Here is a 20,152-nt window from a genome sequence, read left to right as displayed (position 1 = left end):
CGCTCAGATCGCGTCGTCGGTGACGTCGGTCGTCGGGCCGCCGGACGAGGTGTACCCGCCGAGCAGTTCGGCCATGCGCAGCGGCCCCTTCGCCTCGGCCTTGCGGCCGACGCGCTCGAGGGTGCGACCGAGGAGCAGGTGCGCGTAGGCATCCTGCGGGTCCTCGTCGATGACCTGGCGGGCGGCCTCCTCGGCGCGGCGCAGCTGGGCGGAGTGGAAGTAGGCGCGGGCGAGCAGGAGCCGGGGCTCGGCGAGACCGTGCCCGACGGGGTCCGTGTCGGTCGCCTCGGCGCGGGCGGCAGCCACGTCGGTAAAAAGCTCCTCGAGCTCGCGGGCGGCGTCGAGGTACTGCCCGTCCTCGAAGAAGCCCCGCGCCCGCTCGTACCTCTCGTACCCGTAGATCGTCGCCATCATGCTCCCCTCAACTCCGGGCGGCGCCGTCGGATTCCACGAGGTCGTGCAGCCACGCGCCGAGCTCCCGGGCGCACCCGTCGACCGCGGCCGACCAGTCGTGGGCGGTCTCGTCGGCGTTGTCGCTGACGTGCTTGACCATTCGCAGCGGGACACCCATCTCCTCGCACGCGAGGGCGATCGCGTAGCCCTCCATGTCGACGAGGTCAGCGCGCTCGGCGAGCCGGGCGCGGACCGCGGGATCGGTGACGAAGAGGTCACCGCTGGCGAGCGTCGTCGGCAGGCTCTCGTCGATGACGAGCCGCTCCCGCGGGTCGAGCCCGAGCCGTCGGATGGGTTCGGCGGAGAGGTCGTGGTTGAGCACCGTCCCGATCTCGAAGGTCCCCGCCAGCCCGTCCCGCAGCGCACCCGCCGTGCCGATGTTGACGACGGTGAGGCGGTCCCGGTGCGGGTGGGTCGCGAGCGTCCGCGTCACCTGCACGGCGGCGAGGGTCTTGCCGACGCCGGTGACGAGCAGGGGCAGCCCGGCCGGCACATAGGCGGCCTCGGCCTCGATGGCGGCGACGACGAGGAGGTCCACGTCGCTCACGCTATCGGCGAAGGGGGGAGGGCTGGGTCGGGGGTGACGTGAGCCGGTCGCGGTCGGCGGCTGGCCCAGACGCCCTGGAGGACCAGCCCCGCGAAGAGGACCGCCAGCCCGGCCCAGCCCAGCGGCGCGAGGGCCTGGCCGAGCAGGAGCCAGCCGAGCAACGTTGCGGTGAGCGGGTCGGTGAGGGTGAGCGTCGCGGCCGTCGGTGCGGGCAGCCCGCCGAGGCCGCGCGTGTAGAGCACGTTGGCCAGGCCCATCGTCGCGACGCCCAGCCAGACGGTGAGCGCCAGGCCGGGCGCGGTGGCGACCCATCCGATGCCGAGGACGGCGGCAACCGGGAGCATGACGCGCGACCCGAGGAGGAAGGTCGAGGCGAGCACCTCGGGGGTGCTCACCCCGCGCAGCAGCATCCGCTTGGCGGCGACGCTGAAGGTGGCGATCGACGCGCCCGCACCGAGGGCGAGGAGCATGCCGAGCAGCGCGGAGCGACCGGTGCCCGCGCCGGTGAGGAGTGCGAGCCCGGCGACGCACACGAAAGTGGCGATCGCCCAGTGCCGGGTGGGGCGCTCGCGCAGGACGAGCCAGGCGATGGGCCCGTGGCCACGGGTGCGCTGCCGACGGCGACGAGCGTGCCCAGCGGTACGCCCGCCAGGCCGATGCCACCGAAGAAGAAGGGCTGGTAGGCCGCGGCCCCCGCGGCGGCCACGAGCGTGGCCTTGGCCCGCCACATCCCGACGACGTGCCGGAGCGTCACGCCTCTGCTCATGACGAAGGCGGTGACGACCAGCGCCCCTGCGGCGAGCCGCATCGCTCCCACCGCGACGGGGGAGGCGTCCACCGCGGCGAAACCCTGCGCGACGCCCGCGGTGCCGAAGAGCATCGCCCCGACGAGCACGGAGGCGACCGGGTGCTGGACGAACCGTCGCCGCCGCCGTGGCAGGGCGATCTCGAGCTCGGGGGTCGCGGTCACGCGCGGAATCTAGCCCCCCGCGATCCGGGTCGATCACGGGGTGGCGCGGGTGGGCGAAGGGGTGGCTCGAGGCCGGCGTCCCCGCCCAGGTCCGCGAACGTACGTCGGCGAGTCTAGGGTCGGCAGGATGAGCACCTCGTCCGTCGTCCGGGACGTCCGTCTCGTCGACCTCGCCGCTGCCCGGCCCGACCTCGACGCGGCCACCGTCGACCTGCGCATCACCGACGGCGTCATCACCGAGATCGGTCCTGGCCTCCCCACCGCCGGGGCCGAGCTGGTCGACGCCGGTGGCCGCTGGGCGATGCCGGGGCTGTGGGACGCGCACGTCCACATGGCTCAGTGGGAGGGTGTCGTCGGCCGCCTCGACGTCAGCGGCACGGACGGCCCAGACGCCGTCCTCGCCCGGATCCGCGCGCACCTCGACGGCCCGGACGCCCCCGTCGTGGGGGAGGTGCTCCAGGGCTTCGGCTTCCGCCTCGGGCAGTGGTCGCGGATGCCGAGCACCGCCGAGCTTGACGCCGTCGTCGGCGCCCGCCCGACCGTCCTCATCAGCGGCGACTGCCACGCGGGCTGGCTGAGCACCGCCGCGTACGGCCTGCTCGGGGTCGAGCCGCGGCCGGGCTCGATCGACGAGGACGAGTGGTTCGAGATCTACTTCCGCCTCGGCGAGCTCCCGACCCACCCGGACCGAGCGCGAGAGGCCGCCGAGACCGCGCAGCACAACGCTGCGGCGAAGGGCGTCGTCGGGATCGTCGACATGGAGTTCCACGACGGCTTCGTCGAGTGGCCGTGGCGGGTCTCCGAGGGGCTGGACCGGCTGCGCGTCCGCCCCGCGACGTACCCGGCCGGGCTGGACCACGTCATCGAGGCCGGCCACCGCACCGGTGACGTCCTCGACGCTCACGGCCTCGTGACCATGGGCCCGCTCAAGGTCATCAGCGACGGCTCGCTCAACACCCGCACGGCCTGGTGCTGCGAGCCCTTTGCCGGGACGCCCGACCCGGCCTTCCCGCGCGGCAAGCGCAACGTCGACCCCGCGGAGCTCGTCGACCTCATGACCCGCGCGCACGCTGCCGGGCTCGAGGCCGCGATCCACGCGATCGGCGACGCGGCGGTGGCGGAGGTGCTCGACGCGTTCGAGGCCACCGGCGCGCGGGGCGCGATCGAGCACGCCCAGCTCGTCCGGCTCGAGGACCTCCCGCGGATGGCGGTCCTCGGCGTGCGCGCGAGCGTGCAGCCGGCGCACCTGCTCGACGACCGCGACACCTCGCTCCAGCTGTGGCCGGACCGCATGGACCGGGCCTTCGCCTTCGGCTCGATGCGCGACGCCGGGGTCGAGCTGCGCCTCGGGTCGGACGCGCCCGTCTCACCGCTCGACCCGTGGCTCGCGGCGGCCGCCGCCGTCCACCGCAGCGCCGACGACCGCGAGCCGTGGTCACCCACGGAGGCGCTCACGGTCGCCGAGGCTCTCGCCGCGTCGACCGACGGGATCGCCGCCCTGGCCATCGGCGGGCCGGGGGACCTCGTGCTGCTCGACGAGCACCCGAGGGCGCCTCGACGATCGGGGTCTGCCGAGGCCGCCGCACGCCTGCGCGAGACCCGGCCCGTCGCCACCCTCGTCGCGGGCCGGGTGACTCACTCGACCTGAGGGGATCCGCAGGTTCGTGCGTAGCCCGGCGGCAGCCGAGCCTCGGCTGCCACGATGAGGGCATGGCCGACACCGAGCTCGCCGAGGTCGCCGACTTCCTCAGCCGGCACGCGCCCTTCGACGCCCTGCCCGAGTCGGTGCGCCGCTCGCTGCCGCGCCGGATGACCTCGCGCTACTACCGCCGTGGCAGCCACCTCATGGCCGTGGGCCGCGACTCCGATGATCTCTACCTCGTGCGGTCGGGCGCGATCGAGATCCGGGACGCCGACGGTGGTCTGGTCCGCCAGGGCGCCGAGGGCACGACGGCGGGCTCGACGACGCTCGTCGGCGGCAACCCGTCACGCTTCGACGTCGTCGCGATGGAGGACACGCTCGCGCTCCACCTGCCGGCCGCGGTCTTCCACGAGCTCTCGGGCGCCTACCCCCGGTTCGCCGACCACTTCGACATGGAGCGCACCGACCGGCTCCGCCCGACGGCGACGGGGACCCGGTCCACCGGCCACGGGGAGGCGATCCTGCGGGTGTCGGCGCGCGAGGTCGCGCGCCGCGAGCCGGTGACGGTGCCGCTCGGTGCGGCGATCGCCGAGGCGGCCCAGGAGATGACGGCCGAAGGCGTCTCGAGCCTGCTCGTGCTCGACGGCGAGCGGCTCGTCGGCATCCTCACCGACCGTGACCTGCGCCGGCGCGTCGTCGCCGAGGGCCTCGACCCGGCACGACCGGTCGACGAGGTCATGACGCCCGACCCGCTCGTCGCCGACGCCGACGCCTCGGCCCTCGAGCTGCTGCTGACGATGACGCAGGCCAACATCCACCACCTGCCCGTCGTCGAGGGTGGGCGTCCGATCGGCATGGTGACGACGACCGACCTCATGCGTCTCGAGCGGGTCAGCGCCGTCTACGTCGCGGGTGACGTCGCCAAGCAGACCGACGTCGCGGGGGTCGCGGCCGTCGCCGCCCGGCTCCCGCGGATCGTCGACCAGCTCGTCGAGCAGGAGGTCAGCGCCGGGGACATCACCCGGATGGTGACCGCGGTCGGTGACGCCGTCGAGCGCCGCATCATCGCCCTGGTCGAGGCCGAGCTGGAGGCCGAAGGGTGGGGACCGGCCCCCTCCTACTGCTGGATGGTCCTCGGGTCGAAGGCCCGTCACGAGCAGGCCCTCGGGAGCGACCAGGACCACGCCGTGATCGTCGCCGACGACGCTCCCGAGGGTGCGGAGGAGTACGTCGCGGCACTGGCCGAGCGGGTCGTCACCGGGCTCGAGACCGCGGGATACCCGAGGTGCGACGGCGACGTGATGGCCTCGAACCCGCGCTGGCGGCAACGCCTCAGCGGGTGGCGCCGCGAGTTCCGGCAGTGGATCGAGCAGCCGGTCAGCGACGCCGTCCTCACCGCGAGCATCTTCTTCGACTCCCGGCCGCTGGCGGGTGACCGCGGGCTGCACGAGGCGCTGACCGCCGAGGTCACCGCACGGGCCCCGCAGGGGACGCTCTTCCTCGCCCATCTGGCCAAGCAGGCGGTGCTCAACGAGCCACCGCTCGGCTTCTTCCGCGGCTTCGTCCTCGCCAAGGCCGGCGAGCACAAGGACACGCTCGACCTCAAGCGGGGCGGCATCGGCGCCATCGTCGACCTGGCGCGGGTGCACGCGCTCGGCAACGGGCTCGCATCGGTGAGCACCCGCTCGCGGCTGCTCGCCGCGGGTCGGTGCGGGGCGATGAGCGAGACCACGGCAGGGAGCCTGGTCCACGCGCTGGAGCTGATCTCGCAGGTCCGGCTCGAGCACCAGGCCCGGCAGACGAGGGCCGGGCTGACCCCGGACTCGCGGATCAGCCCTGACGAGCTCACTGCGTTGGAGCAGCGGTCGTTGCGGGCCGCCTTCCAGACGGTGCGCCGGGCCCAGCAGGCCCTGGCGCAGCGCTACCCGGCGCAGCACTACTCATGATCTTCGGCAGAGTGCGCTCGCTCGAGCGGCAGCGGACCGCAGCCGCCGACAAGACGCCGCCGGGACCCCTTCGTGACTACCTGTTGACCCCCCTCCCCGAGCCGAGCACACCCGTGGAGTCGTTGCCGCTGCTGGCCATCGACATCGAGACCACGGGTCTCGACACCTCCCGCGACCACGTCCTTGCCATCGGGTGGATCCCCGTCGACGGCGAGGTGATCGACCTCGCCGGGGCCAGGCGCGTCGTGCTCCGGGCCGACGCCGAGGTCGGCCAGTCCGCGACGATCCACGGGCTGACCGACGACGACCTGGCCGAAGGGGTGCCCCCGGTGGAGGCGCTCGGTGAGGTCCTGCAGGCGCTCGCGGGGCGGGTGCTCCTGGCGCACCACGCGAGCATCGAGACCGACTTCCTCGCGGCCGCCTGCCGGAGGGCCTTCGGGGTGCCGCTCCTCACGACGAGCGTCGACACGCTCGCGCTGCAGCACCGGCTCGTCACCGAGGGGGTCGGGGCGGTGGCCGAGCCCCGGCCCGGGGCCCTGCGGCTGTGGGCAGCGCGGGAGCGCTACGGGCTGCCCCGCTACCGGGCGCACGAGCCGCTCACCGATGCGCTCGCCTGCGCCGAGCTCTACCTCGCGCAGACGGCCGAGCTCTCGTTGCGATCGCGCAAGCCGCTGACGCTCAGGGCGGTCCGCAGCACCTGACCCGGCCGGGCGTCGCGAGCCGTCAGCCGGGTGACGGGACAGGCGAGTCCCGCGAGGCACGCGAGCCGGATTCGCCTGTGCGGAACCCCGATTCGCATCGGTGCGCTCGATCGGCTATTCTGGAATCGTTCCAAAGAAGGAACGGGTCCGGGACACGGGCCCCCACATACATGAGGAGTGCACATGTCGCTGATCAACACCCAGATCAAGCCCTTCCAGGCCACCGGTTTCGTCGGTGGGGAGTTCAAGGACTTCTCGAGCGAGGACATCGCCGGCAAGTGGGCGATCTTCTTCTTCTACCCGGCTGACTTCACCTTCGTCTGCCCGACCGAGCTCGGCGACCTGGCCGACCACTACGAGGCGCTCCAGGGCATGGGTGTCGAGGTCTTCTCCGTCTCCACCGACACGCACTTCACCCACAAGGCGTGGCACGAGACCTCCGAGACCATCGGCAAGATCGGCTACCCGATGCTCGGCGACCCGACCGGCAAGATCTCCCGCGCCTTCGAGATCCTCCGCGAGGACGAGGGCCTGGCCAACCGTGGCACCTTCCTCGTCGACCCCGACGGCATCATCCAGTTCGCCGAGGTCACCGCCGAGGGCATCGGCCGCAACGCCTCCGAGCTCGTCCGCAAGGTCAAGGCCGCCCAGTACGTCCGCAACAACCCCGGCCAGGTCTGCCCGGCCAAGTGGGAAGAGGGCGAGGACACCCTCACCCCGGGTCTGGACCTCGTCGGCAAGATCTGATCTCGCCTACCCCCGGGCGAAGGGGGGTCCGTTCCCCCCTTCGCCCCGCCGAGTCTGCCGGGCGACGGAGCCGCCCTCGGAGCTGAGGTCCTCGGGCGCTGAGCGCCCTCCGGTCCTCTTGATGCTCCTCCGGGCGGCCCCGTCACCCGGCTCACTTCCCCCACACCTCTTCTTTTTCCTCGCACCTCTCGTCTCGTATAGGAGCATCCCGTGGCTCTCGATGCCGCTCTCGCTGGTCAGCTGAAGTCCCTCCTCGACAACCTCAAGGAGCCGGTCGAGCTCATCGCCGCCTACGACGAGCGGCCGAAGTCGACCGAGCTGCGTGAGCTGCTCGCCGAGATCGCCGAGATGCACCCCCTCGTGACGCTGCGCGAGGCCGAGCCCGCCGACCTCGTCGAGCGGGCCCCCGGCTTCAAGATCCAGCGCGGCGGTGCCCCGGAGGTCGCCGTGACCTTCGCCGGGCTGCCGCTCGGCAAGGAGTTCTCCTCCCTCGTCCTCGCCCTGCTCCAGGTCGGCGGGCACCCGGTCAAGGAGGACGAGGCCACCCTCGCGGCGGCCCGCGCTGTGACCGGCGAGCACCACTTCGTGACGTACATGTCGCTCACCTGCCAGAACTGCCCGACGGTCGTCCAGGCGCTCGACGCGCTCGCCGTGCTCAACCCCGGCGTCACCCACACCGTCGTCGAGGGCTCCCTCTTCCAGGACGAGATCGACCGCGAGGGCATCATGGCCGTCCCGACGGTCACGCTCAACGGCGGGTCCTTCGCCTCCGGCCGGATGGAGCTCTCCGAGATCCTCGCCAAGCTCGACGAGGTCACCGGCGGCACCGGCTCGCAGGCCGCCGCGGCGGCGCTCTCCGAGCGTGAGCCCTACGAGGTGCTCGTCCTCGGTGGTGGCCCCGCCGGCGCCTCAGCCGCGATCTACGCGGCCCGCAAGGGGATCCGCACCGGCCTCGTCGCCGAGCGCTTCGGCGGCCAGGTCAACGACACGATGTCGATCGAGAACCTCATCGGCACCTCGAAGACCGACGGCCCGACCCTCGCCGCGGACCTCGAGCGGCACGTCCACGACTACGACATCGACCTCATCAAGGGTCAGTCCGCCTCCGGCATCACCGAGGCCGGCGCCGACGGCCTCGTCACCGTCGACCTCGCCTCCGGCGCCACCCTGCGCGCCCGCTCGGTCATCCTCGCGACCGGTGCCCGCTGGCGCACCATGGGTGTCCCCGGTGAGGACGAGTACCGCAACAAGGGCGTCACCTTCTGCCCCCACTGCGACGGACCCCTCTTCAAGGGCAAGAACGTCGCCGTCATCGGTGGTGGCAACTCCGGTGTCGAGGCCGCGATCGACCTCGCCGGCGTCGTCGGCCACGTGACCGTCGTCGAGTTCCTCGACGAGATGCGCGCCGACGAGGTGCTGCAGCGCAAGCTCCGCAGCCTGCCCAACGTCGACATCGAGCTCGGTCGCAAGACCATCGAGGTCGTCGGCGACGGCGGCAAGGTCGTCGGACTGGTCCACGAGCCCCGCATCGGCGGCGAGGCGGTCACCACCGACCTCGACGGTGTCTTCGTCCAGATCGGCCTGCTGCCCAACACCGAGTGGCTGCAGGGCAGCGCCGTCGAGCTGAGCGAGCGCGGCGAGATCGTCATCGACGAGCGCGGCGCGACGAGCATGCCGGGCGTCTTCGCCGCCGGCGACGCGACCGTCACGCCGTACAAGCAGATCGTCGTCGCCCTCGGCGCCGGCTCGACCGCGGCGCTGTCGGCCTTCGACCACCTCATCCGCACCTCGGCCCCGGCCGGTGAGAGCACGACCGCCGCGACGAAGATCGCCGACGGCGACCCGATCGACTCCGACCCGACCGACGTGCCGGACACCGCCGGCGTGCGAGCCTGAGGCACGACCCCTTCGAGGCTCCTCCGTCGCACCACAGGGGACGGCGGAGGACCGCCCCACCACCCAGGAGGTACTAGATGACCATCTCGTCCGAGCCCACCGACCAGGGCCCGAAGCCCTACGTCGTGAACATCGAGCGGGCCACGCTGGAGAACTCCACGTACCGCACCACGCTGTGGACCGGGAAGTTCCTCCAGATGACCGTCATGGCCATCGCGCCCGGCGACGACATCGGCCTGGAGGTCCACGAGGGACACGACCAGTTCCTGCGCGTCGAGTCCGGCGAGGGCAAGGTCCAGATGGGTCCCGCCGAGGACCAGCTGACCTTCGAGCGGACCGTCGGCGACGACGAAGCGATCCTCGTCCCGGCCGGGTCGTGGCACAACGTCACCAACGTCGGCACCGAGCCGCTCAAGGTCTACTCGATCTACGGTCCGCCCGAGCACGAGCACGGCACCGTCCACCAACTGAAGTCGGACGACCCCGAGCACTGATCCCTTCCTCGCGCCACCGCCCCGTCCACGTGCTGAGCACGTGAGCGGGGCGGCGGCTCGTGTGGTGACCGACGGGTAGCCTCGCGCCCATGGCGCGCAGCACCTCCACGACGATCGACTACGACCGCGCCGGCTCCGGCGAGCCGGTCGTGCTCGTCCACGGCATTGGCCACCGGCGCGAGGCGTGGGGGCAGATCCCCGAGCTTCTGCGTGCCGCGGGCCACGAGGTCATCACCCTCGACCTCCCCGGCTTCGGCCGCTCGCCGATGCCTCGTCGGCCCGACGTCGCCTCCGTACCGAGCACCGTGCGCCAGCTCGAGCGGCTCTTCGCCGAGCTCGGGCTCGACCGGCCGCACGTCATCGGCAACTCCCTCGGCGGCCTCATGGCACTCCAGCTCGCCGCCAACCGGTCCGTGCGCTCGGCGACGGCGCTCTCCCCGGCCGGTTTCGTCCCCCTTCGTCATCTGCCGTGGGTCGCCTTCGCGCTCTTCCTGCTCAAGGTCTCGGCCCTCATGCCCCGTCGGGTCGTCCGGGCCGCCTCCGACCGCGCCTGGCTGCGCCGGCTCACCCTGCGCCTGCTGTACGTCCACCCCGACAAGGTGACGCCCGAGGTCGCCTACGGCGACGCGATGAACCTCCGCCGCGCGCCTGGCTTCTGGCCACACTTCCTGCGCGCGCCCTGGCTGCGCTACATCGACGGTGTCGACAGCGACGAGCGACCCAGGGTGCCGACGACCGTCGCGTGGGGCGACACCGACCGGCTGCTCCTGCCCTCTCAGGCCCGGATCGCCCGGGAGCGCATGCCCCGGGCAGAGCACGTCAGCCTGCCGCACTGCGGGCACTGCCCCCAGATCGACGACCCCGAGCTCGTCGTCCGGGTCGCGGCGGAGACCTTCGCGCGAGGGCAGGTCGAGCGACATGCCGCCTGAGGTCGCGGACCCGGCACGCGGTGCCTCCCCGGGTGCGAGACTCGACGGCATGGACTACCGCCCCACCGGTGCCGAGCGCGCCCAGCGCGCCGCCTTCATGGCTCTCCTCGGGCTGCCGGTGCGCGTTCGCCGCGCCATCGCCGGCCGCCCTGAGATCGTCGACGGCCAACGCCTCGACCCCGACCTCCAGGTCGGGCTGGCCGTGCTCAACCGCCTGCCCGCCAAGGAGCTCGACGAGATGCCGGTGCCCGAGGCCCGGGCCGCCCTGAAGTCGGAGTCGTGGATCTTCGCCGGGGAGTCGCCCGAGGTGGGCGGTGTGACCGACGTGCGGATCGCGGACCGCTTCGGCGCCCGGCTCTACCTGCCGCCGCGTCCCGCCCGCGCGTCCAAGGGATCGACGCAGCCGATGGCCGCCGTCGTCTACCTCCACGGCGGCGGCTGGGTGCTCGGCGACGTCGAGACCCACGACGTCGTCTGCCGCCGGATCTGCGTCGGTGCCGAGGTCGCCGTACTCAACGTCGACTACCGGCTCGCTCCGGAGCACCCCTTTCCGGCCGCGGTCGAGGACTCGGTCGAGGCGTTCCGCTGGCTGCGCGAGCACGCCGGGGAGCACGGCATCGACCCTGATCGGATCGCCGTCGCCGGCGACTCCGCGGGCGGCAACCTCTCCGCCGTCGTCTGCCAGGTGACCCGGGACGAGGGCACCCCCATGCCGGCCTTCCAGGCGCTCGTCGTCCCGGCGACCGACTTCTCGACCGACTACCCGTCGGCCACCACCTTCGCCGAGGGCTACTTCCTGACCCAGACCAACATGGACTGGTACGAGCAGCACTACCTCGGCAACCACGACCGCACGGACCCGCGCGCCTCACCCCTGCTCGCCAACGATCTGTCCGGCCTGCCCCCGGCCTACGTCGCCGTGGCCGGCTGGGACCCCCTTCGCGACGAAGGGGTCGCCTACGCCGAGGCGCTGCGTGCCGCCGGCGTCCCGGTCACCCTGCGCGTCCACGAGGACGCCGTCCACCCCTTCATCAACATCGGCGCGGTCGACCTCGGCCGTCGCTGCCAGACCGAGCTGATCGGCGCCCTGCGCGTCGGTCTCGGCGTCTGACGAGGGAGCCCATCCGTGACCATCACTCCCGACGCAGCCGCTGCCGGCAGCACCCTCCCCGAGGAGGTCGAGGTCCTCGTCGTCGGCGCGGGGCTCTCCGGCATCGGCGCGGCGTACCGCATCCAGGAGGCCAACCCCGGGATCGACTACGTCGTCCTCGAGGGTCGGGAGGCGAGCGGGGGCACGTGGGACCTCTTCCGCTACCCCGGCGTGCGCTCCGACTCGGACATGTACACGCTGTCCTTCCCCTTCCGCCCATGGACGAGCGCGCAGGCCATCGCCGACGGCGACGAGATCCTCGACTACATCCGCGCGACGGCGCGTGACGCCGGGATCGACCGGCGGATCCGTTACGGCTGCACGGTCGTCGGGGCCGAGTGGTCGACGCCGGAGCAGCGCTGGACGGTGACGGTGCGCACGGCCGAGGGCGAGCGGACGATCCGCACCGGATACCTCCACCTCGGGTCCGGCTACTACGACTACGAGTCGCCGCACGACGCCGGCTTCGTCGGCACCGAGGACTTCGCCGGGGAGATCGTCCACCCGCAGCTCTGGCCCGAGGGGCTCGACCACGCCGGCAAGCGGGTCGTCGTCATCGGGTCGGGGGCCACCGCCGTCAGCCTGGTCCCCGCGATCGCGCAGACCGCGACGACGACGACGATGCTCCAGCGCACCCCGAGCTATGTCTTCCAGGTGCCGGGCGAGGACGTCGTCGTCCAGGGCCTGCGCAAGGCGCTGCCTCCCCAGGCGGTCCACCGCATCGCCCGGGTGAAGAACGTCGGCATGCAGGGCTTCCTCTACCAGCTCTCCCGGGTCCGGCCGAAGGCGGCGAACGCGCTCGTCATGCACGACCTCAGGCGGCACCTGCCCCAAGGTGTCATCGACGAGCACTTCACGCCGCCCTACGACGTGTGGGACCAGCGCCTGTGTGCCGTGCGTGGCGGCGACCTCTTCGAGGTCATCCAGGAGGGCCGGGCCGAGGTCGTCACCGGCCACATCGACCGCTTCGTGCCCGAAGGGGTCCGCCTCACCGACGGCCGGGTCGTCGAGGCCGACATCGTTGTCACCGCGACGGGCCTGCGGCTCAAGGCCCTCGGGGGCATCGACTTCCGTCTCGACGGCGCCGATGTGCCGCTCGCGGAGACCTTCGCCTACCGCGGTCTCATGCTGGGCGGGGTGCCCAACGTCTCGATGACCGTCGGCTACACCAACGCGTCATGGACGCTGCGCGCCGACCTCGTGAGCCGCTACGTCGCCCGCCTCATCCGGCACATGCGCGACCACGGGTACGGCGTGGCCGTGCCTGTCGCGCCCGAAGGGATGACCGCTGCCCCGATCCTCGACCTCACCGCCGGCTACATCCAGCGCTCGATCGGCGCCTTCCCCAAGGCCGGCGACCGCGCGCCGTGGACGATGCCGCAGAACTACGTCAAGGACACGATCGTCTTCCGCCGGGCGGACGTCACCGAGGACATGCACTTCGTGCCGAAGGGCGCCGGTCCGGTCACCCTGCCGAGGGGCGCGTCCGCACCCGCACGTCTCGAGCTGCCAGGATCGTCGAGCAACACCGACGACTCGCTCGGTGACACCATCGTGGAGGTACCTGCATGAACCCGCTCGGCTCGGTCGTCTCGACGGTCGCGGACGCAGTGACGGGTGCCGTCACCGGCGAGAGCCGCCCGGCACTCGAGGTCGCCGGCTCGACCGCGGTCGTCACCGGCGCCGCGGGTGGCATGGGCGAGCACGTCGCCCGGGGCCTGGCCCGTCGCGGTGCCCACGTCGCGATCATCGACGTCGACGCCGACGGGCTGGCCCGCGTGGGCGAGACGATCGCCGCAGAGGCGCCCGGTGTCACCGTGACGCCCTACGTGGTCGACCTCGCCGACCGTGACGCCGTGACGACCCTCGGCGCCCGGCTGGGTGACGCCCACCCCGACGTGCGAGTGCTCGTCAACAACGCCGGCGTCGCGCTCGGTGGCCGCTTCCTCCAGACGACGGAGGACGACTTCGACTGGCTCATGGAGATCAACCTCCACACGCCGATCCGGCTCACCCGGGCGCTGCTGCCGATCATGCTCGAGAACGGCGAGGGTCAGGTCGTCGGCCTCTCCAGCCTCTTCGGGCTCGTCGGTCCGGCCGGGCAGACGGCGTACAGCACGAGCAAGTTCGGGCATCGCGGGTTCCTCGAGTCGCTCGCGAGCGAGCTGTCCGCGGAGGGACGGTCGGTCGGGGTGACCTCGGTGCACCCCGGCGGCATCAGGACGAACATCGCGACGAACGCCCGGGTCGGCGCGGACGTCGACCCAGCCGAGGCCGCGCAGGGACAGAAGGCCTTCGCCAAGATGCTGAAGTACCCGGCGGACAAGGCCGGCGAGGAGATCGTCGAGGCGCTCATCGCGCGGCGCCGCCGCCTGCTCATCGGCAACGACGCCAAGGGCCTCGACGTCCTCGCCCGGGTCACGCCGAGCGGGTACTGGGGCGTCATGCAGCGAGCCATGAACGCCGCGGGCGGCAGCTCGACGAACTGAGCTGGCCACCCCTTCGCCCTCGACCCGCCGCACGAGCCAAGGCTCGTACCTGAACAAGCCGCACGAGCCAAGGCTCGTACCTGAATAACGGGCACGAGCCTTGGTTCGTGCGCACAAAGGGGGCGCCTCCATCGGCTGTGCGCCGGTCGCCCCGTCGCCACGGTGTCCATATGCTGTGCGCCGTGGGGGCGACCGGGGGCGACGACGCGGGCATGCGGGGCACAGCCATCGGCTGGCTCCGGTCCCGCTCGACCAAGCAGCTCGGCACCTACGTCGCGGGCACGGCACTCGTCCTCTCCGCCCCCTTCGGCGGGTGGGCCGACGCTGAGCCCGAGCCACCCCCGAAGGGCGAGGTGGGCGCGGTCCTCGAGACCGGTCCGCTCGACATCACGATCGACCGGGTCAGCGCCTCGACCCGGCCGGGCAAGGGCTTCACCGAGTCCGAGGACGGTCAGTACCTCCTCGTCTTCGGCACCGTCGAGAGCACGACCGACGAGACGCTCACCGAGGGCGAGCTCACCCAGGCGGTCCGGCTCGTCGACCTCGACGGGCTCGAGCGTTACGCGGGCGCACCGCAGATCGCCGAGCCGGCCGACGCGGTGCTCGCCGACCCGGTCCCGCACCTCGCCGACGACGCCACGCGGATGAGCACCGTCTCCCCGGGGATCACCTACCCGGTCGCGTGGATCTGGCACCGCCACGAGCGGGCGGTGCCGGAGACGGTGCGCGTGCAGGTCCGCAGCTTCACCTTCCGGCAGAGCACCCTGCAGGACACCGAGGGCTGGCTGGACCCCGCGCCGCTCACCCATCTCGATCTCCCGGTGAAGCAGGTCGACGCCTACGCCGACCCGCCGGCCGACGGGAGCTCGTCATGACCACCGCGTCGTCCCGCTGGGGGCGTCGAGGCCAGCAGCTCGGCGCCGGGGCTCTCGTCCTCGTCGCGCTCGCCGTGGGCCGGGTCGTCGAGGACCGCCTGCCCTCGGCGGGTCCCGTGGGGCAGCAGCCCTTCGAGCGCCACGTGGCCGTCGGCGAGCCCGCGCACCTGCGGATCGGTGACGTCACCGTCACGGAGGTCTCCGGGGCGAAGGCCTGGTCAGGCATCACCGAGGCGAAGCTGTCGCCCGGGCTGTGGGTCATCGCCGACGTCGACCTCGTGCCCTCCCGGCGCGACGCGGGCATCAGCGAGGTCAGGGTCCGCTCGAGCGACGGACGGACGTGGAGGCTCGGGCGGGGCACGTCGACGTGCAAGGGGGTGATCGCCGGCGTCCCCATGCGCTGCCAGGTCGTCGTCGAGATCCCCGAGGAGCCGATCCCCGACGCAGAGCTCGTCCTGCGCTGGACCGACCAGGACGAGCGCTGGGACGACCAGGCGGTCGTCCCGCTGGAGATCGGTGAGGAGCAGGTGGCCGCGTGGGCGGCCGTCACGGAGCCGGTCCCGATCCCGCTCGCGACCATGGGCGAGACGACGGGGGAGGACCGGTGAGCTGGGTCCGACGCAACCGCTGGGGCCTGATCCTCCTGCCCGTCGCCGTGCTGCTCGCCGTCGTCGCGTCGAGCAGCCGGATGGTCCACTTCTGGTACCCGTACGGCCCCCACGACGTCCAGGGCGTGGCCCTCGGCGAGACCGTGCGGCTGAGCCAGGAGTGGCAGGACCGCAGCGGCAAGCACGTCCGCGACGTCGGGGTGACGGTCACCGCGGTCGAGCCCACGACCGTCGTCCGCGACTACAACGACGAGGACGTCCCCGGCGCCGGGCCGGGTGGGACCGCGCTCTGGCGGGTCGAGCTCGACCTCAAGGCCCCCACCGACGACGTCATCCTGGGCTGCCAGCTCGAGATCATCGACACGCAGGGCCGAGAGTTCCCCTACAGCAGCACCGGGCTCCAGCAGGGCGCGGTGAAGTCTTCTCCGTGCCTCAACAGCGGGGCGGTCGGTCCGCAGGCGGCCCTCATCGAGGGGCGCGGTCAGGAGAGCGACACCCCACGCCCGGAGTCGTGGTCGACGGTGGCCGACGTCATCACCGCGGGAGACGCCGTGCCGGAGCGGGTGCGGATCTGGTGGGAGCACCCCACCGTCATCGAGGTGGAGCTGCCTCGGCGGTGAGCCCCTCCGGCTCCTCCTCGGCCCGTGGGTCCGGCCGGAGGATCCGGTCGATCGCCGCCGCGAGCAGGGCCACCATGAGCACGGTGTAGACCCCGCGCCGGATGAGCCCCAGGTAGGGCGCGACCCACTGCATGATCCCGGGCTCCTGCGGCCCGACCGCCTCACGGATCAGCCACGCAGTCCCGACCTCGGCCTGCTTCGCGAGGACGAAGACGATGCAGAAGAGGAGCATCGGGGCCAGGCCCGCCCGGGCGAAGGTCCGGACCGCGTTCGAGAGACCCTTGAAGCGACCGACCGGCCCGGCCGCCATCTCGCCGCCGAGCTTGCGGAAGAGGCCGGGCATCCGCTCCGTGCGGGCTGCCCAGCGCCTCGTCCACGAGCCGGGCTCGCCCTGCTCGATCTGGGAGAGCGAGCGACCGTAGACGACGGCGCCGACGGTCAGCCACGACAGCGGGACCAGCAGGATGGCATCGGCCTGGCCGATGGCACCGCCGAGCCAGCCCGCGACCCGGTTGAAGAGCTCCATCGGCGCGCCGACGACCTGGGTGACCTCCTCGTACTGGTCCTGGGCGCTCACCGCCGCCTGGCGGTTCATCAACCAGGCCTTCCACGAGTCGATCTGGTTCAGCGCACCGGTCGCGAAGAGGGTCACCCACGCCACCTCGACGTAGGCGGCGACCCAGCCCCATCCCGTGTGCTTCCTCGGCAGCCCGAGGCGCCCGATCATCCAGCGCAGGGTGAAGGCGACCGCGACCGACCCCCAGAACCACCACCCTTCGGCGATGCCCACCCGCTCGAAGTTCGTCGACCCCGTCCCCTGCCAGAAGTCGGCGTTGTTGTAGAACTCGTCGGCCGCCGTCTCGTTGAGGAACTGGCGGGTGTCCTCCTTGAGGTAGCCCTGCGCCGCGTAGACGGCGAAGAACGGCAGGATCGTCGCGGCGAGCAGCGCCAGCCGGTCCTCGACGACCGTCGTGCGCGCCGCCCGGCCGGCCGACCCGCCGTCGGCGGACACCCCTTCGGCCGACTCCTGGAAGCTCGCCCACCGCAGCGACGGGGAGAGCACGCGCAGGGCGAGGATGAGCGCGGCAACCGTCGCGAGCGGGGCGAGCGGGACGAGGAGGGCCCCGGCAAGCGGACTGACCTCCGTCAGCTGCATCGCGCCCCACAGCGCACCGGCCCGCACGGCCTGCCCGAAGAGGAAGATCGTCAGCAGCGTCGGCCACCAGTCCCACAGCAGCCGCAGCCCGTGCCGCACCACCGAGGTCGCGTCCGCGACCGCCCCCCACGCTCTGACCACGGGAGCAAGGATGCCAGCGATGATGCGAGCATGAGGCCATGACGCTCCCAGCACAGCTCCGCGGAAGGCTCCGCCTGCCCGTCGTGGCCTCCCCGATGTTCCTCGCCTCCGGGCCCGACCTCGTCATCGGGGCCTGCCGCGCCGGTGTCCTCGGGACCTTCCCGGCGCTCAACCAGCGCACCACCGAGGGCTTCGACGAGTGGCTCACGGAAATCGACGAGGCGCTCGCGGCCCCTGAGACGGCTCCCTACGGCGTCAACCTCATCGTCCACCGGACCAACGCGCGGATCGAGGCCGACCTCGAGCGGATAGTGGCCCACAAGGTGCCGCTCGTCATCACCAGCCTCGGCGCCGCCCGCGAGGTCGTCGACGCCGTCCACTCCTACGGCGGCCTCGTCTTCCACGACGTCACCGGCGCCCACCACGCGGCCAAGGCCGCGGAGGCCGGCGTCGACGGGATCATCGTCGTCTCCGCCGGTGCCGGCGGGCACGCCGGTGCGATCAACCCCTTCGCCCTCGTCGCGGACGTGCGCCGTGTCTGGGACGGGACGCTGCTGCTCGCCGGTGCGCTGTCGACCGGCCGCGACGTCCTCGCCGCCCAGGCGGCCGGGGCCGACCTCGCGTACATGGGCACCCGCTTCCTCGCGACCGAGGAGGCGATGGTCGGCGACGACTACAAGCAGATGCTCACGACCCACACGGCGCAGGAGATCGTCTACACGCCGTCGATCTCCTCGATCCCCGCGAGCTTCCTCCGCGGGTCGATCGTCGCGGCCGGGCTCGACCCCGAGCGGCTCGCCCAGCCCGAGCGGGTCGACTTGCACCACGTGACGAACCCCCATGCGTCCGAGGCGAAGGAGCACAAGGCCTGGCGCGACATCTGGTCCGCTGGGCAGGGCGTGGCCGCCATCGACGACGTCGTCCCGGTGGCCCAGCTCGTCGACCGGCTGGCCGACGAGTACGAGCAGGCGAAGGGGGACCTCCTCACGGTCCTCGGAGAGGCGAGCGCATGAGCGGCATGACGTACGAGACCCTCACCTACGAGGTCGACGGGGACGGGATCGCGACGATCACCCTCGACCGGCCCGAGGCGATGAACGCCTTCACCGTGCGGATGCACGAGGAGCTCATCGACGTCTTCGGGCGGGTCAGCGTGGACGACGACGCCAAGGTCGTCATCGTCACCGGGGCCGGGCGGGCCTTCTGCGCCGGGATGGACCTCTCGAGCGAGGGCAACGTCTTCGGGATCGACGAGGAGCGGACCGCGACGCCCGCCGACATCCGGGAGCGGCCCCTCGACCCGGAGCTGCTCGACGGCATCCGTGACACCGGCGGCAAGGTGACGCTCGCGATCTTCCGCTGCACCAAGCCCGTCATCGCCGCGATCAACGGCCCGGCCGTGGGGATCGGCGCGACGATGCCGTGCGCGATGGACTTCCGGCTCGCGTCGACGAAGGCCCGGATCGGTTTCGTCTTCGGCCGGCTCGGCATCGTGCCGGAGGCGGCGAGCTCGTGGTTCCTGCCGCGGGTCGTCGGGGTCGAGTCCGCGCTCGAGCTCTTCTACACCGCCGAGATCCGCACGGCCGAGCAGATGCAGGAGATCGGCTACCTCCGCTCCGTCCACGAGCCCGAGGACCTCCTGCCCGCCGCCCGCGAGCTGGCACTGCGGCTCGTCGCCGGGCGCTCGCCCGTCGCGACGGCGCTCACGCGGTGGATGGTCTACCGCAACTCCGCCGCCACCCACCCCTTCGACGCGCACGCCGTCGAGTCGATCGCGATGCAGCAGACGTCGATGGGCGACGGCAAGGAGGGCGTCGCCGCGTTCCTCGAGAAGCGGGACCCGGAGTTCACCGGCAAGGCCTCGGAGCTGCCCGCCTTCGCCCCGTGGGACGAGCGGGACGAGATCGTCCCGTAGGTGCACGCGGCTACGTTGGACCCATGAGCATCCCGACCCGACCGCTGCCCTCCGCCCCTGACGTCGAGCTGCCCGCCATCGGTCTCGGCACCTACCCGCTGCGCGGGAGCGACGGCGTCGCGGCGATGCGCTCGGCGCTCGAGGCCGGCTACCGCTTCGTCGACACCGCGGTGAACTACCGCAACGAGCGCGAGGTCGCCGAGGCGCTCCAGCAGAGCGGGCTGCCGCGCGAGGACGTCTGGGTCCAGACGAAGGTCCCCGGGCGCGACCACCGAGGCGCTCGCCGCTGCGTCGAGACGACCCTCCAGGTCATGGACCTCGAGGTCGTCGACAGCGTGCTCATCCACTGGCCCAACCCGTCGCGCGACGAGTACCTCGCCGCGTGGGAGGGGCTCATCGAGGCCCGGGAACGGGGCCTCGTGCGACACATCGGGGTGAGCAACTTCCACGTCCACCACCTCGACCGGATCATCGAGGCCACCGGTGTCACCCCCTTCGCCAACCAGATCGAGCTGCACCCGTACCTCCCCCAGGAGGAGATGCGGGCGGCGGACTCCGAGCGCGGGATCCTCACCCAGTCGTGGTCGCCGATCGCACGGGGCGGCGACCTCTTCGAGGAGCCGGCGGTGACGGCGGCGGCCGAGGCGCACGGGATCTCGCCCGGGCAGGCGGTGCTCGCGTGGCAGGTCTCGCTCGGTGCCATGCCGTTGCCGAAGTCGGCCGACCCGCAGCGGCAGCGCGACAACCTCGCGGCCGCCTCGGTGGCGCTCACCGAGGCCGAGGTCGACGCGATCAGCGCCCTCGGCCGCCCCGACGGGCGCCTCTTCGACGCCGACCCTGACCATCACGAGGAGCTGTGACTAGCCTGCGGGT

20 protein-coding genes are annotated in these 20,152 nt (G+C 72.5%); 16 read left to right on the top strand and 4 right to left on the bottom strand.

Annotated features, from left to right (window positions below; genetic code table 11):
* Window positions 1-3 precede the first annotated feature (3 nt).
* Genes JNO54_RS01450 through JNO54_RS01440 form a run of 3 tightly spaced genes read right to left on the bottom strand, consistent with a single transcriptional unit; the run spans window position 4 to window position 1,533 of the window.
* Window positions 4-411: a tetratricopeptide repeat protein gene (locus JNO54_RS01450; RefSeq protein ID WP_233703141.1), complete on the bottom strand. Its 408-nt coding sequence runs from the start codon at window positions 409-411 to the stop codon at window positions 4-6.
* A 10-nt stretch (window positions 412-421) separates the two neighbouring features.
* On the bottom strand, window positions 422-991 hold the full coding sequence (locus tag JNO54_RS01445; protein ID WP_204142294.1) for a nucleosidase: 570 nt from the start codon (window positions 989-991) through the stop codon (window positions 422-424).
* Between the two features lie 5 nt (window positions 992-996).
* Window positions 997-1,533: an EamA family transporter gene (locus JNO54_RS01440; RefSeq protein WP_204142293.1), complete on the bottom strand. Its 537-nt coding sequence runs from the start codon at window positions 1,531-1,533 to the stop codon at window positions 997-999.
* A 564-nt stretch (window positions 1,534-2,097) separates the two neighbouring features.
* Here JNO54_RS01440 and JNO54_RS01435 point away from each other — a divergent pair.
* From JNO54_RS01435 to JNO54_RS01375, 13 genes are all read left to right on the top strand, one after another.
* Window positions 2,098-3,618, top strand: coding sequence for an amidohydrolase (locus JNO54_RS01435; RefSeq protein WP_204142292.1), 1,521 nt, complete (start codon window positions 2,098-2,100; stop codon window positions 3,616-3,618).
* Window positions 3,619-3,680: 62 nt separating this feature from the next.
* Complete coding sequence (locus JNO54_RS01430) at window positions 3,681-5,558, top strand: DUF294 nucleotidyltransferase-like domain-containing protein (protein ID WP_204142291.1); 1,878 nt, start codon at window positions 3,681-3,683, stop codon at window positions 5,556-5,558.
* On the top strand, window positions 5,555-6,259 hold the full coding sequence (locus tag JNO54_RS01425; RefSeq protein ID WP_204142290.1) for an exonuclease domain-containing protein: 705 nt from the start codon (window positions 5,555-5,557) through the stop codon (window positions 6,257-6,259). The genes JNO54_RS01430 and JNO54_RS01425 overlap by 4 nt, the downstream gene beginning before the upstream one ends.
* A 183-nt stretch (window positions 6,260-6,442) precedes the next feature.
* Window positions 6,443-7,006, top strand: a complete 564-nt coding sequence (gene ahpC / locus JNO54_RS01420; RefSeq protein WP_204142289.1) for an alkyl hydroperoxide reductase subunit C — start codon at window positions 6,443-6,445, stop codon at window positions 7,004-7,006.
* A 210-nt stretch (window positions 7,007-7,216) separates the two neighbouring features.
* Window positions 7,217-8,902 (top strand): alkyl hydroperoxide reductase subunit F, encoded by a 1,686-nt coding sequence (gene ahpF, locus JNO54_RS01415; protein ID WP_204142288.1) that lies wholly within the window; start codon window positions 7,217-7,219, stop codon window positions 8,900-8,902.
* A gap of 77 nt (window positions 8,903-8,979) precedes the next feature.
* Entirely contained in the window at window positions 8,980-9,396 is a 417-nt protein-coding gene (locus JNO54_RS01410) for a cupin domain-containing protein (RefSeq protein WP_204142287.1), read from the top strand.
* Between the two features lie 89 nt (window positions 9,397-9,485).
* Window positions 9,486-10,325, top strand: a complete 840-nt coding sequence (locus tag JNO54_RS01405; protein ID WP_204142286.1) for an alpha/beta fold hydrolase — start codon at window positions 9,486-9,488, stop codon at window positions 10,323-10,325.
* Window positions 10,326-10,374: 49 nt separating this feature from the next.
* Window positions 10,375-11,436 (top strand): alpha/beta hydrolase, encoded by a 1,062-nt coding sequence (locus JNO54_RS01400; RefSeq protein WP_204142285.1) that lies wholly within the window; start codon window positions 10,375-10,377, stop codon window positions 11,434-11,436.
* 15 nt (window positions 11,437-11,451) lie between these two features.
* On the top strand, window positions 11,452-13,047 hold the full coding sequence (locus JNO54_RS01395) for a flavin-containing monooxygenase (RefSeq protein WP_204142284.1): 1,596 nt from the start codon (window positions 11,452-11,454) through the stop codon (window positions 13,045-13,047).
* Complete coding sequence (locus JNO54_RS01390) at window positions 13,044-13,964, top strand: SDR family NAD(P)-dependent oxidoreductase (RefSeq protein ID WP_204142283.1); 921 nt, start codon at window positions 13,044-13,046, stop codon at window positions 13,962-13,964. Before JNO54_RS01395 ends, JNO54_RS01390 begins: the two co-directional genes overlap by 4 nt.
* A gap of 182 nt (window positions 13,965-14,146) precedes the next feature.
* Window positions 14,147-14,839 carry a hypothetical protein gene (locus tag JNO54_RS01385; RefSeq protein ID WP_204142282.1) on the top strand — a complete coding sequence of 231 codons (693 nt, stop codon included), beginning with the start codon at window positions 14,147-14,149 and terminating at the stop codon, window positions 14,837-14,839.
* A complete protein-coding gene (locus JNO54_RS01380; RefSeq protein ID WP_204142281.1) occupies window positions 14,836-15,447 on the top strand; it encodes a hypothetical protein in 612 nt (203 codons plus the stop codon). Before JNO54_RS01385 ends, JNO54_RS01380 begins: the two co-directional genes overlap by 4 nt.
* Window positions 15,444-16,067, top strand: coding sequence for a hypothetical protein (locus JNO54_RS01375; RefSeq protein WP_204142280.1), 624 nt, complete (start codon window positions 15,444-15,446; stop codon window positions 16,065-16,067). The genes JNO54_RS01380 and JNO54_RS01375 overlap by 4 nt, the downstream gene beginning before the upstream one ends.
* Here JNO54_RS01375 and JNO54_RS01370 read toward each other — a convergent pair.
* On the bottom strand, window positions 16,039-17,364 hold the full coding sequence (locus JNO54_RS01370) for a hypothetical protein (protein ID WP_204142279.1): 1,326 nt from the start codon (window positions 17,362-17,364) through the stop codon (window positions 16,039-16,041). The two genes, JNO54_RS01375 and JNO54_RS01370, sit on opposite strands and share 29 nt — an antisense overlap.
* A 38-nt stretch (window positions 17,365-17,402) precedes the next feature.
* Here JNO54_RS01370 and JNO54_RS01365 point away from each other — a divergent pair, with 38 nt between their 5' ends.
* From JNO54_RS01365 to JNO54_RS01355, 3 genes are read left to right on the top strand one after another with little or no spacing between them, the layout of a single operon-like run.
* Window positions 17,403-18,377: an NAD(P)H-dependent flavin oxidoreductase gene (locus tag JNO54_RS01365; RefSeq protein ID WP_204142278.1), complete on the top strand. Its 975-nt coding sequence runs from the start codon at window positions 17,403-17,405 to the stop codon at window positions 18,375-18,377.
* Window positions 18,374-19,279, top strand: a complete 906-nt coding sequence (locus JNO54_RS01360) for a crotonase/enoyl-CoA hydratase family protein (protein WP_204142277.1) — start codon at window positions 18,374-18,376, stop codon at window positions 19,277-19,279. The genes JNO54_RS01365 and JNO54_RS01360 overlap by 4 nt, the downstream gene beginning before the upstream one ends.
* Before the next feature lie 23 nt (window positions 19,280-19,302).
* Entirely contained in the window at window positions 19,303-20,139 is an 837-nt protein-coding gene (locus tag JNO54_RS01355; RefSeq protein ID WP_204142276.1) for an aldo/keto reductase, read from the top strand.
* Window positions 20,140-20,152 lie beyond the last annotated feature (13 nt).

It is taken from the genome of Janibacter endophyticus, from assembly GCF_016888335.1.
GTDB lineage: Bacteria > Actinomycetota > Actinomycetes > Actinomycetales > Dermatophilaceae > Marihabitans > Marihabitans endophyticum.
Note: the sequence above shows the minus strand (reverse complement) of the source record. Positions and strands in the feature narration are given on the sequence as shown.